This is a genomic window from Maribacter sp. (assembly GCF_016744255.1).
Taxonomy (GTDB): Bacteria; Bacteroidota; Bacteroidia; order Flavobacteriales; family Flavobacteriaceae; genus Maribacter_B.
Genome location: NZ_JADGES010000095.1, coordinates 1 through 13315 on the forward strand (window position 1 = coordinate 1; position 13315 = coordinate 13315).

Below are 13315 nucleotides of genomic sequence, written 5' to 3' on the forward strand. Positions count from 1 at the left end.
TTGTGTGGGCTCAGGCCTAGAAAATCATACAAAGTATGGTGAAATGATATATGCTCATTCTAAAAATGACTTGTATGTGAATTTATTTATCCCTTCAAAGTTGAAATGGAAAGAAAGAGAAATAGAATTGGTCCAACAAACAGGGTTTCCCGATGCAGAAAACACTACGTTGACTATAAACACGAAAAAAGAACAATCTTTTGCTTTATTACTAAGGCACCCTTCGTGGGTAAAAAAGGGAGCTTTGAAAGTATTGGTTAATGGTAAAAAAATAAAAACAACTAGTATTTCGAAAGGATATATTAAAATATCTAGAGTTTGGGAAAATGGTGATGAAATAGCAATTCAATTGCCAATGCGTACGACCGTTGAACAATTACCCGATGGAAAAGATTACTATGCCTTTATGCATGGTCCTATTCTTTTGGCAGCAAAAACAGACACAACCAAAATGAAAGGACTCTTTGCAGAAGGAGGTCATTTGGCACAGGTAGCCAGTGATGAAAAATTTCCGATAGATGATATGCCTGCTATAGAAAGTCTTCCAAAAAAACTGGTGCAAAAAGTGAAACTTTTACCAGGAAAGTCATTAACATTTTCTGTAAAAAATCTCAGTGGTAATAAATATAATAACCTAAAATTAATTCCCTTTTTTCGTTTACATGAATCAAGGTATATTATGTATTGGAAGGTTAAGAATCCAGAGTAAACCTAAAACTAAGTGTCTTTATATCTGTAAAATAGACATTCTAAATAATGTGTCATTGGTGTTAACTGTTAAGAATACATTATGACAGCTAATAATTGTGAAAAATCACAAAACATGAAAAATAAAAACATCTTATTTTTAGTATGCTTACTATTGTCGGTTATTGATTTATTTGCACAAAATGACTGGGAACTAAAAACCAATCACATCGTTAGCTCTTGGGCTAAAGAAGTTAAACCTGTATCTGTTTTACCAGAATATCCAAGGCCTCAAATGAAACGTGATAAGTGGATGAATCTTAACGGTATTTGGGATTATGCCATCATTTCTAATAATCTTGATAAACCGAAACAATTTGACGGAAAAATATTAGTTCCATTTGCAGTTGAATCGGCTTTATCTGGAGTAGAAAAAAGGATTTCTGATTAATCCTGTCCTAAATAAATTCAGGGCACATAAAATCTAGCCATTTTACAGGTTTTACGGCCTAAATATATTGATTTTCAAAAAAGAACCCCTTGTACATATAAGTTTGGTGGTGGTTGTTCTTTGACAAATGGATTGTCAAGCCATTTATGTAGCTCTACTTTCACAAAAAGGTTTAATCTTATAAATGCTACTAAATTTGATAAATACCAAGGGTGTTTGGCCTGGGTTTTTAATGCTTTTAAGATTAGAATGGTTATAAGTGCCGTCCAAATTTGTATCATCACCGCAGGTTGACCAAATTCCTGCTTTGATAAAGAAAGGGTTAGCAGCAGCTATCTACACACAGACAACTGACGTAGAAGGCGAAGTAAACGGGCTTATGACTTATGATCGAGCAGTAATAAAAATGGATGAGGTTAAAGTAAATAAGATTAATTCTCAATTATATAAAGTACCAAAAATGGATTGAAATATTGAAATCTCAATGGTTACAAATAATATCTATGTAAGAATGGTAATTTTTTATAACAAGAGAATTGTAAATAATCCCTAAATAAAGCGTGTTTGTAAAACTAAGAGCAAGGAGGGTAACACGCTGCACGATGTTACTCGTTTCGTTTTTAATCGTAAATCACCTAAAACATTCTAAAGCTTAAAAAACACTCTTTTGTTAAGAATACAGCAAAACACCTAATTACTCTGTTACAGTTATAAGAACAGCTTCGCACCTTTTTAAATCGGAATTTAAAATTATATTCTCAGAGGTTTTTCCGTCCGTAATTTTAATAGATACGGTATTTGGTGGAGCATCCCCTAGATTATGTGCATATAAAAACAAATCATTAGGTTTATTGGGGTCTACTTTAATCTTAATCTCTTTCTTCCAATACGTTAAATAGTATTTAGATAACACTGGCTTCCCGTTAAGGTAGATAGAAACTATATCCCCATCTTGCCTACCGTGATCCCAAACATAAATGCTTATTTCTGTACTTTTAAAAACTAAATCTTTTACATACGATATATTTCTCCCAGCAAACTCCTCTCTGTTTATTGTTACAGGTGCAACATTTTCACTTGTAGGAATAGGATTTGTTTTTACATCGAGATTGGATGTCATCTTTCGCTTGCTTTTCTTTAGCCTCCTTTTCTCTCGTTTCGTTGTCTTCTTTACCTCTGGCTTTGCCGCTTTTTGTTTCGTTGTCTTTGGTTGGGCTGCATTTGTTTGCCCTGCAACAGCAGGAAGAATTTTCACTTCTTTCTTAATAGAGAAAAAAGGCGTAGCAAATTTTGCAATATTATACTTATCATCTGGGAATAACTCTATTCCCATTACTTTATAATGGTTTCCTTCTCCTACATTTTTTGCCAATTTAATATTCCTTGCGTAGCCAGTATTAGGAAAAATACCAAGTTCCTGTACTACCATCTCATCTCGTATTAAAAAGAAACGAATTGTTTTTTCACTTCCGATATTTGTGGTAGACCATTCTAAAGTAACCGTATTAGGAAGCATCCAAACTGTGCTTGCATTAGGGCTGGTTATATTCAAAACCGATCTTTCTTGCACAACAAGATTTTGAGTATTTAGCATCGTAGAATTACTAGTGCCAGAACTCGAGAATACCGAAACGGTGACCAGTAAAAAGAAACAATAGAGGGAATATAATTTGTTCGTCATTGGTACTAAAACTAGAATCTTATTTATAAAGATTATTTCGTTGAAATGTGATAACGGTTTTTATAGCTAAATGTTTGATATGGCATAGATTATTTGAGGACTAAAGTAACGAATCAAAACATTTAACTTGTTCTTTTGTATATAGATGCCATTATACAGGTAACTACATACAACTTTACACTGGAGTGTAAGAAAATTGTTATATAAAAGTAAATTTTTATATATTTGAAGACTACCAAACTATGCCAATGTATTTACAATTTTTACTGCAAACGACTGATGTAGTCGTGGAGTATGTATTCAGGGAGTCTTTAGAGTATGATTTACTTATCGCAACAATAACAGGTATTCTATCGGGAATTATTGCTTCTGGCCTGTTTTTTTTGACTTTACGGGTATTTAAGCCTAAAATTCAAATTGCGAGTAAGATTGTTAAACAACAAACGACTAATGATTTAGGAGAACCTGAAATTATTTATTGGTTTAAGTTTATTAACATGACTAAGGCGGACATAGAAAATGTTTCTATTGACTTATTTTTAATGGAGGATTTTTTTAACGGAAGCGCGAAGAATTATAATACTAAAAGACTTAAAATTGCCCAACCTGAATTTAAATTCTTAACAGGGAAAGGTAAAAGAAGTACTGAAACTTATAATAATTGTGTTCAAATGAAGATACTAGAACCTTTAGAAGAAATGTGGAATGGAAAAAAGGAATGGCTGCACCTACAAATAGATTCGACACATTCACAAAGCGGAAGAAGAAAAGTTCATGTTAAAAAATATCAAGACCCATCTAGTGCAATTAGTAATGGTAAATTTGACTCAGGGGAAAATTTTAACATACTAAATTGAAGATACATTACGTTCTATTAATATATAATTCATTAACTTTGACACCCGTCATTAAAACTAACATTATGAAAAGAGATTTAATTTTTACATAAGATTTAATTTTTTTATTAACCATATAAGCCTCTAAAAGAGGCTTTTTTATTGTTCTGATTTCACCTGCCAGAACTTAATTACACCGAAATATTTGTACTGGTGTAATTAAAGTATTACAATAGCTGTATAATAATACAGTTATGATTAACCAAAATTTCAATTCAATCCTAGACTTAATAAAAGCCTTTCCAGACCAACAGTCTTGCATAGACCATTTGGAGCAATTAAGATGGAATGGAAACGTTGTAAGTCCTTTTGATGCTGAATCTAAGGTATATAACTGTAAGGGGAACAAATACAAATGTAAGAATACAGGAAAGTACTTCAATGTAAAAACTAACACTATTTTTGATAATACTAAAATTGATTTACAAAAATGGTTTCTTGCTATTTGGTTGGTTACTTCTCATAAAAAAGAAATTTCATCTTTACAATTAGGGCGTGATTTAGATATTACTCAAAAATCAGCTTGGTTTATGCTGTCTAGGATTCGTAAATGTTTCGGTATTGATGACGACACTAAACTTAATAACGAAGTTGAAGCAGATGAAACTTATATAGGCAGCAAGAACAATAAATAAACAGGTTGACAAAAAGGCTAAAGGCACTAGTGACGATAAAGCACCAGTATTTGGAATGGTAGAACGTGGTGGTAAAGTAATTGCTAAGCACGTACCTAATACAACAATGGAAACTTTATCTAGTGAAATACTTAGTACTATAAAAGATACCGCTAAAGTTTACACGGATGAATACACTTCTTACGCTAGATTAAAGAGAGTTTACGACCACCAAACAGTAAAACATAGTAGTCGTCAATATGTAAAAGATAGAGTGCATACAAACACTATAGAAGGGTTTTGGTCTTTATTAAAGCGTGGTATCTTTGGAATATATCATTTTACATCTAAAAAACACTTACAAATGTATGTTGACGAGTTTGTGTTTAGATACAACTCTAGACAGAGTACTGAATCTAAAAGATTTAATTTACTTTTACAAAACACTGAAAACAGAATGACTTATAAAGAATTGATTAATGCATAGTTTAGAGAATACAAACTTTATGTTTTATACTTCGGATAATGGTACAACCAATATTCAAGTGATTTTGGATGACAAAAATGAAACTGTTTGGGCTTCTCAAAACAGTATGGCTGAAATTTTCGATACTACTAAACAGAACATAAGCCTACATTTAAATAATATATTCAAAGAAGGTGAATTAAATAAATTTTCAACTGTCAAGGAAATCTTGACAGTTCAAAAAGAAGGAAATAGAAATGTTCAAAGAAATATTGAATTTTATAACTTAGATGCAATTATTTCTGTTGGTTATAGGATTAGTTCCCAAAAAGCCACAATATTCAGAATATGGGCAAGTAGTGTATTAAAAAACTACCTTGTTAAAGGATTCGCAATAGATGATGATAGATTAAAACAGGGTAAAAATTTATTTGACAAAGACTATTTTGACGAATTAATCGAGATAGTAAGAGAGATACGAGCTTCCGAAAGAAGGTTTTATCAAAAAATAACTGATTTGTATGCAACTGCTATTGATTATGACTCAAAATCAGAAATAACTAGATTTTTTTTTGCAACCGTGCAGAATAAACTAGAGTTTGCTATAACACAGCACCAGAAATTATTAAATTAAGAGCTGATTCTAAAAAGCCTAATATGGGTTTAACAAGTTGGAAAAATGAAAAAAAAGGAGGGAAAATAATAAAAACAGATGTTTCTGTAGCGAAAAACTATCTTAAAAAAGAAGAAATTGGCGAACTTAATACCTTAGTAAATATGTACTTAGATTTTGCAGAATTACAGGCAAAAAGGGGGAAAACAATGACTATGGCTGAATGGTCTAATAAATTAGATTCTTTCTTGAAATTTAATGACTATGATTTATTGGATGATGCAGGAAAAATAAGGAAAGATGTTGCAAAGAAATTTGCAGAAATTGAATATAAAAAATTTAGAGTAAAACAAGATAAAGAGTTTGTTTCAGATTTTGACAAAGTAGTTTCAAGCGTGAATAATGGAGAGGCTATATCTCCTCCACCACTACCTGTACCTCCTCCACCTTTGTCTGATTTTAATCAAAAATTAAAAAAAGGTTTAGATTTTAATCCAAATAAAGAAAAACGAGTTTCAGCTTTAAGCTTAGCTAGTTTAAAAAAACGAAAAGATAATAAGAAAAAATAATAAGCATCAGTTTTGACTGTATAGTCTTGGAAAACGTCTTAAGAGAACGATTCATTGACAATGCTACACGCTCTTTTACATACAAGATTACTTTTAATCAAGCTCTGGATAGTTGATTTAGAAACTATCTAATCTTTAAAGTAATACTTTCCAAAAAAAATGCACATATTACGTGCGAAATCAAACTTTTCTTTCTGGTGTAAAATTGTATATAGGTGCCTATAGCTAGGCATCTATATACGTGTTGGGACAAGGTGTTGAAAACAGAAATATTTAACCATAGAATCAATTGAAAACCCACCTTATCCACAAGGTGGGTCAGCCAACACAACATCAAACGTTGTTTAATTAACTTTCGCTATATTTTTTTGGAGTACTCTATATGTAGTATGAAAATAAATACAATATGAACAACGTAACTTATGTGTATTTTCTAAAAACACTCCATTTGTTTTAAATTTATGTTTATTTATTTTTTGAGGTTATCAACATTATTGTTGATAAATAAAAAGATAAACGAATATATGCGATAACTATTTGGTTTTAAGTTATTTATATAACATAAATAACAAGAATAGATACATGATAATAATAACTTTATAAAATAATCCACTTTATCCTTATTTAGTATTACTTAAGTATATATCTTTGCAATGTTCTTCTTTTTTACAAAGACAAAGAAAGATGTTGAAAAACAGAACAACTAATAACACAATATAAAGACTGTATTATGGATATTTTAATCGAACTCTTAATTGCGGAAAAAGACAAGCTAATCTCTAGGCTTGGTATTATAGAGGAAAAACTTAACTCTCTTGATTACACCTCTAATGATGCTGATGAAAAATATACTCCTAACACAAATAAGACGGAATTAAACCTAGCAGGGAAATCTATTCAAACTCAAGCACTAGAAGTCTTAAAAGACGCTAATAGGTTTCTACATAAATCAGAAATAGCAGATGTATTAAAGCCTTTTAATAAAAGTAGAAGTGAGAAGCAACTAGACCAGAGACTAGCGGTTGAATTAGGGAAAGCAAGAAACAAAGGTATTATTGCGACAATTAAATACGCTAAATCTAATCAGTCTTTTGTTTGGGGGAGTAAGACATGGTTAGATGATGATGGCAATATAAAAAAGGATCACATGTATGTAGTTAAAAAGAAAAATATACAGGATACTATTAAGTTTTAAAAAAGTAAAAGCACCCTACAAGGTGCTTATAAAATAGGGAAAGGGTTTTCAAATTACTCATCGAAACTTAAAAGCTTCCAAACCTTTTAAGTGTAGTTAAAATGAACATCTGAATAAGCTTCCAAACCTTATTCAACCCAAAACAGTAATCTGAAAGGCTTTAAAAACATATCTAAAGCTGAAAGTTAAATTAGATATAGTATCATTAACTATAAGCTAAACACTCCAAAAAGATTACTAAAACAAAAGCGTCAATGTTAGTAGCATTGGCGTTTTTCAATTATACAAAGATAAGTATTTTACTAATCGGATCCAAATATCAAGGATTAAAACATGTAAAACACTTAAAAACAATAATTTACATAATAATATTAGGTAGTTAATGGGACAATATGTATATTTAACTATCTAAATAAACCACCATGCAATTCAAGTCACTTCCACAATTATTAGATTACTTCAAAGAGGAAACCACTTGCGTAGAATATTACGAAAACCTACGTTGGGGGAATGAGCCTGCTTGTCCTCATTGTGGTAGTGAAAATCCTTATAAAACGAATAGAGGTTATAAGTGTAGAGCTAAAGAGTGTCATAAAAAATTTACGGTTAAGGTTGGGACTATATTTGAAAGCTCTAAAATACCTTTTCGTATATGGTTTGCTGCAATATGGTTATGTACAGAACACAAAAAAGGTATTAGTTCTGTGCAACTTGCAATTGATTTAGGAATTACACAAAAAACAGCATGGTTCGTACTTCATAGAATTAGAGAAATGCTAAGAGAAAAAGCTCCGCAAATGTTAGGAGAAGATAAAATGGTAGAAACTGATGCTACTTACATTGGTGGTAAAGAGAAAAACAAGCACCTTAAAAAAAGACGTTCGCAAGATGATTTATCGTTGACTAATGAAGGTAAGCCATACAAGGCTAAGAAAACCGTTATTGGTATCATTGAGCGTAACAGTAAGGTTGCTTTAAAGTATGTATCAGGAGAAACCACTCAAAATATGGTAGAGTTCGTTAATACGCATGTACCGCATGATGCAACCATCTATTCTGATGAAGCATCTGCATACAAGCAATTAAAGAAAACATATAAGCACGACAACGTAAAACATGGTTTGAATATTTATGTTGAAGGGCAAGTGCACACAAACACCATTGAAAGCTTTTGGAGTGTATTAAAAAGAGGTTTATATGGTGTTTACCATCAAGTAAGTGATAAGCACGTAAGCCGTTACTTAGATGAATATGCTGCGAGGTTTAATAATCGTAGCTTGACTTCTAATGAAAGGTTTAATCAGTTTTTAGAGGGGTCAGAGAGTGTATTGAGTTATAAAGTTCTAACTGATAATTTTTAGACATTAAAAAGCCCTTCTTTAAAGAAGGGCTTTTATTTAAAATTTCTTTTTTCTATTGGTTTTTTAACCAACATTAACGGGTGATTTAGTTTTCATATTATTTAACTTTAAACGGTTCACTATAATATATAACAAATAACGTGCTAATCTACTATAAAAGTATAAAAAAAACGTTATATCTTTCTAAATATAATCATAAAACCCTGATTTTTAAACACTAAACCGTTATAAGTAGCTTTTAAAACGTTGTGTACATTGTTCTCTCTTAAATTTTTTGTCCACCTCCCTAAAACTCCAATATCAACCCAATCAATATTAATTTCTTTAGGATAAGTGATTTTTACAACAAACATTTTATAAAGCCAAGAAGCAGAATGCGCATTAAATGGATTGGAATTTAAATTATAGGTGGTTTTGTCTCTTCTTGTAATCTTATATTCCTTCGTTTTTTCACAAGGAATATGATAATCAAATTTTATGCTAAGTGCTTTTTCTGTTCTTTTTATTTTAAGATATTCTTTTTCAATTAAATCAGTTAGTATTTCGCCGTTTATTTTCATTTCCTCTAATTCATAGCTAGTCCTGCCATTGTCATTTTCTGGTAGAGGTATGGTAGAAGAAAAATGATATGTAAAGCCATCAGGATCATCGGCTACAATGTCAGTATCATATTCACTATCAACCGATAAGTACTCAGGTTCATTGTCCATGAATTCATAGGCAGAGTCTATTTCGAATCGTTTATAAAAAAACTCTTGATCAAACGGCAGATAATGTTCTTTAACCGTTTCGAAAACTTTAGTATTTATAGTGGCAAATTTTTGCTTACACAGAGATTCAGAAACACGATACCAAATAGCGTTTAAATCTTTTCTTTTGTCAAGATGCTCACGGGAATAAATAACATTGCGTAATTCATCCTTAAAAATTCCCAAAAATTGCTCGGATTTGGCAATAGCCATAAAAACACCGCTAGACAATATTACAGTTCCGGCAACTTTGAAGACTTCTTTCCAGCTTTCGCTTGTTAAATGAAACAGCCCTCCATATCCAAGCGCCAAGAATAAAATTCCAAAGAAAAGAGCAACATATAATATATTCTTGAGGACGCCCTTTGAAAGCTTTAAAAGAAATGGTGGTATATTCATTACTGTATTAATTGGTTGGTCAGTAAATATAGTATTTTCTTACAATATGTTAAGGTTTATTTTGAATCGTCAGAAAACGCCAGTTTGATATTGATTATCTTTGTAAACATGGAAGAAAAGAAACCCATAAAAGAAAAGAAGGAACGTTCTAAAAAGTACGAAGAGAAGTTAAAGATTAACACTACTCTTAATGACGTACTAAAAGCGTCTGTTCCTAAAAAGAAAAAATAGTACATCGGTTTTGACCGTAGGTTGGGATAAACACATCAACCGTGTGCAAATGTTCTTTAAAATAAAAGAAAGCTTTTAGCGGATATAGTCCCGATGCTCTGTATCGCTGTATTAGTAGCGATTTAATCACGAAAGCCGAACTTCAAAAAAATAGCACGTTTCCAGTGCGATAAATCATTATATTTTCTTGTCCCATTTGGTATATAGGTGCCTATAGCTACCATATTTATTCATTTACAAACGATTACAAATGTTTACAAACGAAAGTAATTATTTTACAACCGATTAATTTTTAAGTGCTCTTTTATGTTTGCAGTGTGGAATAACAGAAGTTCCATCGTATATACTTTTAAACCTTAAAATTTAGAAATTATGAATGCACTTAAAAACAAAGTACAGTTAATTGGATATTTAGGACAGGATCCTGAAATTGTAACCCTAGACGGAGGAAAAAAATTAGCTAAATTCTCTATTGCAACTACAGACAATTACAAAAACGCCAATGGCGAAAAAGTAGAAGATACGCAATGGCACAATATTGTAGCCTGGGGGAAAACTGCAGACATCGTAGAAAACTATTTACTAAAAGGAAAACAAGTCGCCATAGACGGCAAACTTACACACCGTAGTTATGACGGCAAAGATGGTGAGAAAAGATATATTACAGAGATTCGTTGTAACGAAGTCCTTATGCTAGGAAAGTAATTTTTAACTAAAATAAAAAACACAAAGAAGCTGTTTTCTTTTAAAAAAAGGAAACAGTTTCTTCTGTTTTTTGTATCCAATGCATCAAATACTGTAACTTTATCGCCTATGCTACAAGAAGAACAAAAACAACAATTGCTACATCTTTTAAAAACACATTTTGGGTACGACTCTTTTAGACCAAACCAACTAGAAATTATTACTCATGTACTTTCTAAGAAAGATGCTTTAGCTATTATGCCTACTGGTGGTGGCAAATCGCTTTGCTACCAATTACCGGCATTGGCTTTAGAAGGAACCGCAGTTGTTATTTCCCCTTTAATTGCTTTAATGAAAGACCAAGTCGATGTCCTAAAAGCAAATGGCGTAGCCGTAGCATACTACAACAGTTCACAAGCGCAAGAAGAACAACAAGAAACGCTAAAAGCATTACAAGACGGTAAATTAAAATTGTTCTATGTGGCACCAGAAAGCTTGGGCCATATGCAACAGCTATTTAAAGAAATTACTATTAGTCTTTTCGCAGTAGATGAGGCGCATTGTATCTCTTCTTGGGGACACGATTTTAGACCTGCGTACACCCAATTAGGACGACTAAAAACAGAATACCCAAACGTTCCTGTTATAGCGCTTACTGCAACCGCAGACCGTGCTACCCAAGATGATATTGTAGAACAACTTTCTATTCCCAACGCAGAACGCCACCTAGCTTCTTTTAATAGACCTAATCTCTATTTAGAAGTACGTCCTGGGCAAAATAGAATGCAACAGATCCAACAATTTTTAGAAGATAAAACTACCGAAAGTGGTATTATTTATTGCCTTAGCAGAAAGAGTACTGAAAAAATAGCCGAATCCCTTTGTAAATTAGGCTTCAAAGCAAAGGCCTACCATGCAGGTATACAAGCTGAAAAACGCTCTTCTATCCAAGAAGATTTTATTAACGACCGCACTCCTATTATAGTCGCAACCATTGCCTTTGGAATGGGAATTGACAAAAGTAATGTCCGCTGGGTAATTCATTACAATCTACCTAAAAACCTAGAAGGGTATTACCAAGAAATTGGTAGAGCTGGCAGAGATGGAGTAGACTCTAACACCCTACTTTTTTATAGTTATTCGGATGTTTTACAATTACGAAGGTTTATTGATAGCGGTGCAAATACCACGGTGCAATTAGCCAAATTAGAGCGAATGCAGCAGTATGCCGAAGCATTAAGTTGCAGACGTATTGCGCTATTAAATTATTTTGGGGAACACAATACCAAAGACTGTGGCAATTGCGATATATGTAAACGCCCACCCGCTTATTTTGATGCCACCGTTATGGCTCAAAAAGTATGCTCCGCAGTACTACGCCTTAAAGAACAAGAAGCTATGGGAATGGTTATCGACGTTCTACGCGGTTCTCAAAATGCAATGCTTTTTGATAAGGGTTACCAAAACATAAAAACCTTTGGTGCCCTAAAAGATATTTCTTGGCAAGATTTACAGCAATATATAATTCAACTTTTGAACCAAGGGGTGCTCCAAATAAATTTTAAAGAGCATTCTAAACTAGAAATAACGCCATTAGCAAAAGCCATATTATTTGATAAACAAACCATAAAATTAGCCACTTTAATAAATCTAAAAGAAAGAGCAAAAGAAAAAAGTAGCGCTACTAAGAAGCAAAGTCCTTTGTTTGAAAAATTACGAATTTTAAGACAGAAAATAGCAATGGAACAAAATGTTCCTGCCTATGTGGTATTTACAGATGCTAGTTTAAAAGATATGGAAGCAAAAAAACCTATGACCATAGAAGCCTTTGAAAAGGTTTCTGGTGTGGGAGCTGCCAAACTAAAAAAGTATGCTTCCGTTTTTATGGAAGAAATAGCAGCCCATAGAAGGACTATAAAGTCTAAAGTACCAACGCACGAGGTTTCTTATACCATGTTTAAAGACGGCATTTCTATTACCGATATTGCTCTAGAAAGAGGCATAAAAGAAGACACTATCTACGGGCATTTACAAAAAACACATGAAAACGGAGAACCTATAGATTTTAAACAATTTATAACTTCCGAAGAAATTAAAAAAATAGAAACTGCTAAAGAAGAATTAACCGATGCAGAAGGATTAAAAGCCTTTTACACTCATTTTGAAGAGAAAATGCCGTATTGGAAAATTAAAATGGGATTATATTTAATTGATAACTAAGATACTATTCCCCCTTAAAAACAACATCATAGGTCGATTTAGTTAAATATCCTAATTCCACCAACTGATTATTATCTTTTAATTCTTTAAGATACCCATCCTTTAAAAAGGATATAGTATCGGCTACTTTTATAACGTTTTCATAATCGTGATCTGTAATAATAAATCCCTTATTTAATTTCATTTCTTTAATATATTCTGTTATGTAATCTTTCATTAAAGGACTTACTCCATTAAAAGGTTCATCTAGCAATATAAACTTCGCATCGGAATGTACAACTAATAAGATTTCGACTATTCTTTTCTCGCCACCAGAAAGGTGTTTTACTTTTTTATTCCATAGTGGTTTTACATAGAAATTTTCCATAACAATACTTCTATTTTCTTTGGAGAGAAAAAGATTTTGATTGTCCGTAATTTATCATAATCCTGTAATTCCTGCTATTACTAGCCTGTCGAATAATTTTTCTCCAAAATACCTTCTATTAAGTTTGTAAAT

Annotated in this window: 11 protein-coding genes and 2 pseudogenes; 10 read left to right on the forward strand and 3 right to left on the reverse strand. The window is 32.1% G+C overall.

The genetic code is table 11. From position 1 onward, the window contains the following. A partial coding sequence (locus QZZ51_RS13580; RefSeq protein WP_291870575.1) for a DUF4986 domain-containing protein occupies positions 1 to 709 on the forward strand: 709 nt, incomplete at its 5' end. An 81-nt stretch (positions 710 to 790) separates the two neighbouring features. After that, on the forward strand, positions 791 to 1138 hold the full coding sequence (locus QZZ51_RS13585; protein WP_291870577.1) for a hypothetical protein: 348 nt from the start codon (positions 791 to 793) through the stop codon (positions 1136 to 1138). Positions 1139 to 1832: 694 nt separating this feature from the next. Here QZZ51_RS13585 and QZZ51_RS13590 read toward each other — a convergent pair. Then, positions 1833 to 2819 carry a hypothetical protein gene (locus QZZ51_RS13590; protein WP_291870579.1) on the reverse strand — a complete coding sequence of 329 codons (987 nt, stop codon included), beginning with the start codon at positions 2817 to 2819 and terminating at the stop codon, positions 1833 to 1835. Positions 2820 to 3061: 242 nt separating this feature from the next. Between QZZ51_RS13590 and QZZ51_RS13595 the strand changes: the two genes are divergently transcribed. The 5 genes and pseudogenes from QZZ51_RS13595 (at position 3062) to QZZ51_RS13615 (ending at position 8533) form a co-directional block, all read left to right on the forward strand. After that, positions 3062 to 3676 carry a hypothetical protein gene (locus QZZ51_RS13595; protein WP_291870581.1) on the forward strand — a complete coding sequence of 205 codons (615 nt, stop codon included), beginning with the start codon at positions 3062 to 3064 and terminating at the stop codon, positions 3674 to 3676. 233 nt (positions 3677 to 3909) lie between these two features. Beyond that, a pseudogene (locus QZZ51_RS13600) lies at positions 3910 to 4816 on the forward strand (IS1595 family transposase). Then, positions 4809 to 5806: pseudogene (locus QZZ51_RS13605) on the forward strand (virulence RhuM family protein); the annotation flags it as partial. The pseudogenes QZZ51_RS13600 and QZZ51_RS13605, both read left to right, overlap by 8 nt. A gap of 901 nt (positions 5807 to 6707) precedes the next feature. Beyond that, on the forward strand, positions 6708 to 7172 hold the full coding sequence (locus QZZ51_RS13610) for a hypothetical protein (RefSeq protein ID WP_291870583.1): 465 nt from the start codon (positions 6708 to 6710) through the stop codon (positions 7170 to 7172). A gap of 422 nt (positions 7173 to 7594) precedes the next feature. Next, positions 7595 to 8533 (forward strand): IS1595 family transposase, encoded by a 939-nt coding sequence (locus QZZ51_RS13615; protein ID WP_291870585.1) that lies wholly within the window; start codon positions 7595 to 7597, stop codon positions 8531 to 8533. A gap of 173 nt (positions 8534 to 8706) precedes the next feature. Here QZZ51_RS13615 and QZZ51_RS13620 read toward each other — a convergent pair whose 3' ends face one another. Continuing rightward, the gene (locus QZZ51_RS13620) at positions 8707 to 9681 is read right to left on the reverse strand and encodes a hypothetical protein (RefSeq protein ID WP_291870588.1); all 975 of its coding nucleotides are present in this window, start codon (positions 9679 to 9681) and stop codon (positions 8707 to 8709) included. 108 nt (positions 9682 to 9789) lie between these two features. On the opposite strand from QZZ51_RS13620, the gene QZZ51_RS13625 reads away from it, so the two are divergent. The 3 genes from QZZ51_RS13625 (at position 9790) to recQ (ending at position 12816) form a co-directional block, all read left to right on the forward strand. Further along, the gene (locus QZZ51_RS13625) at positions 9790 to 9912 is read left to right on the forward strand and encodes a hypothetical protein (protein ID WP_291870590.1); all 123 of its coding nucleotides are present in this window, start codon (positions 9790 to 9792) and stop codon (positions 9910 to 9912) included. 372 nt (positions 9913 to 10284) lie between these two features. Next, positions 10285 to 10617, forward strand: coding sequence for a single-stranded DNA-binding protein (gene ssb / locus QZZ51_RS13630; protein ID WP_291870592.1), 333 nt, complete (start codon positions 10285 to 10287; stop codon positions 10615 to 10617). Positions 10618 to 10725: 108 nt separating this feature from the next. Further along, the gene (gene recQ / locus QZZ51_RS13635; RefSeq protein ID WP_291870594.1) at positions 10726 to 12816 is read left to right on the forward strand and encodes a DNA helicase RecQ; all 2091 of its coding nucleotides are present in this window, start codon (positions 10726 to 10728) and stop codon (positions 12814 to 12816) included. Positions 12817 to 12820: 4 nt separating this feature from the next. Here recQ and QZZ51_RS13640 read toward each other — a convergent pair whose 3' ends face one another. Beyond that, positions 12821 to 13234, reverse strand: a complete 414-nt coding sequence (locus QZZ51_RS13640; protein WP_366511979.1) for an ATP-binding cassette domain-containing protein — start codon at positions 13232 to 13234, stop codon at positions 12821 to 12823. Positions 13235 to 13315 lie beyond the last annotated feature (81 nt).

Excerpts from the sequence above, each read along its gene's own strand:
- QZZ51_RS13585 (WP_291870577.1), top strand. The coding sequence starts at position 791 with ATGACAGCTAATAATTGTGAAAAATCACAAAACATGAAAAATAAAAAC.
- QZZ51_RS13590 (WP_291870579.1), bottom strand. The coding sequence starts at position 2,819 with ATGACGAACAAATTATATTCCCTCTATTGTTTCTTTTTACTGGTCACC.
- QZZ51_RS13595 (WP_291870581.1), top strand. The coding sequence starts at position 3,062 with ATGCCAATGTATTTACAATTTTTACTGCAAACGACTGATGTAGTCGTG.
- QZZ51_RS13610 (WP_291870583.1), top strand. The coding sequence starts at position 6,708 with ATGGATATTTTAATCGAACTCTTAATTGCGGAAAAAGACAAGCTAATC.
- QZZ51_RS13615 (WP_291870585.1), top strand. The coding sequence starts at position 7,595 with ATGCAATTCAAGTCACTTCCACAATTATTAGATTACTTCAAAGAGGAA.
- QZZ51_RS13620 (WP_291870588.1), bottom strand. The coding sequence starts at position 9,681 with ATGAATATACCACCATTTCTTTTAAAGCTTTCAAAGGGCGTCCTCAAG.
- QZZ51_RS13625 (WP_291870590.1), top strand. The coding sequence starts at position 9,790 with ATGGAAGAAAAGAAACCCATAAAAGAAAAGAAGGAACGTTCTAAAAAG.
- ssb (WP_291870592.1), top strand. The coding sequence starts at position 10,285 with ATGAATGCACTTAAAAACAAAGTACAGTTAATTGGATATTTAGGACAG.
- recQ (WP_291870594.1), top strand. The coding sequence starts at position 10,726 with ATGCTACAAGAAGAACAAAAACAACAATTGCTACATCTTTTAAAAACA.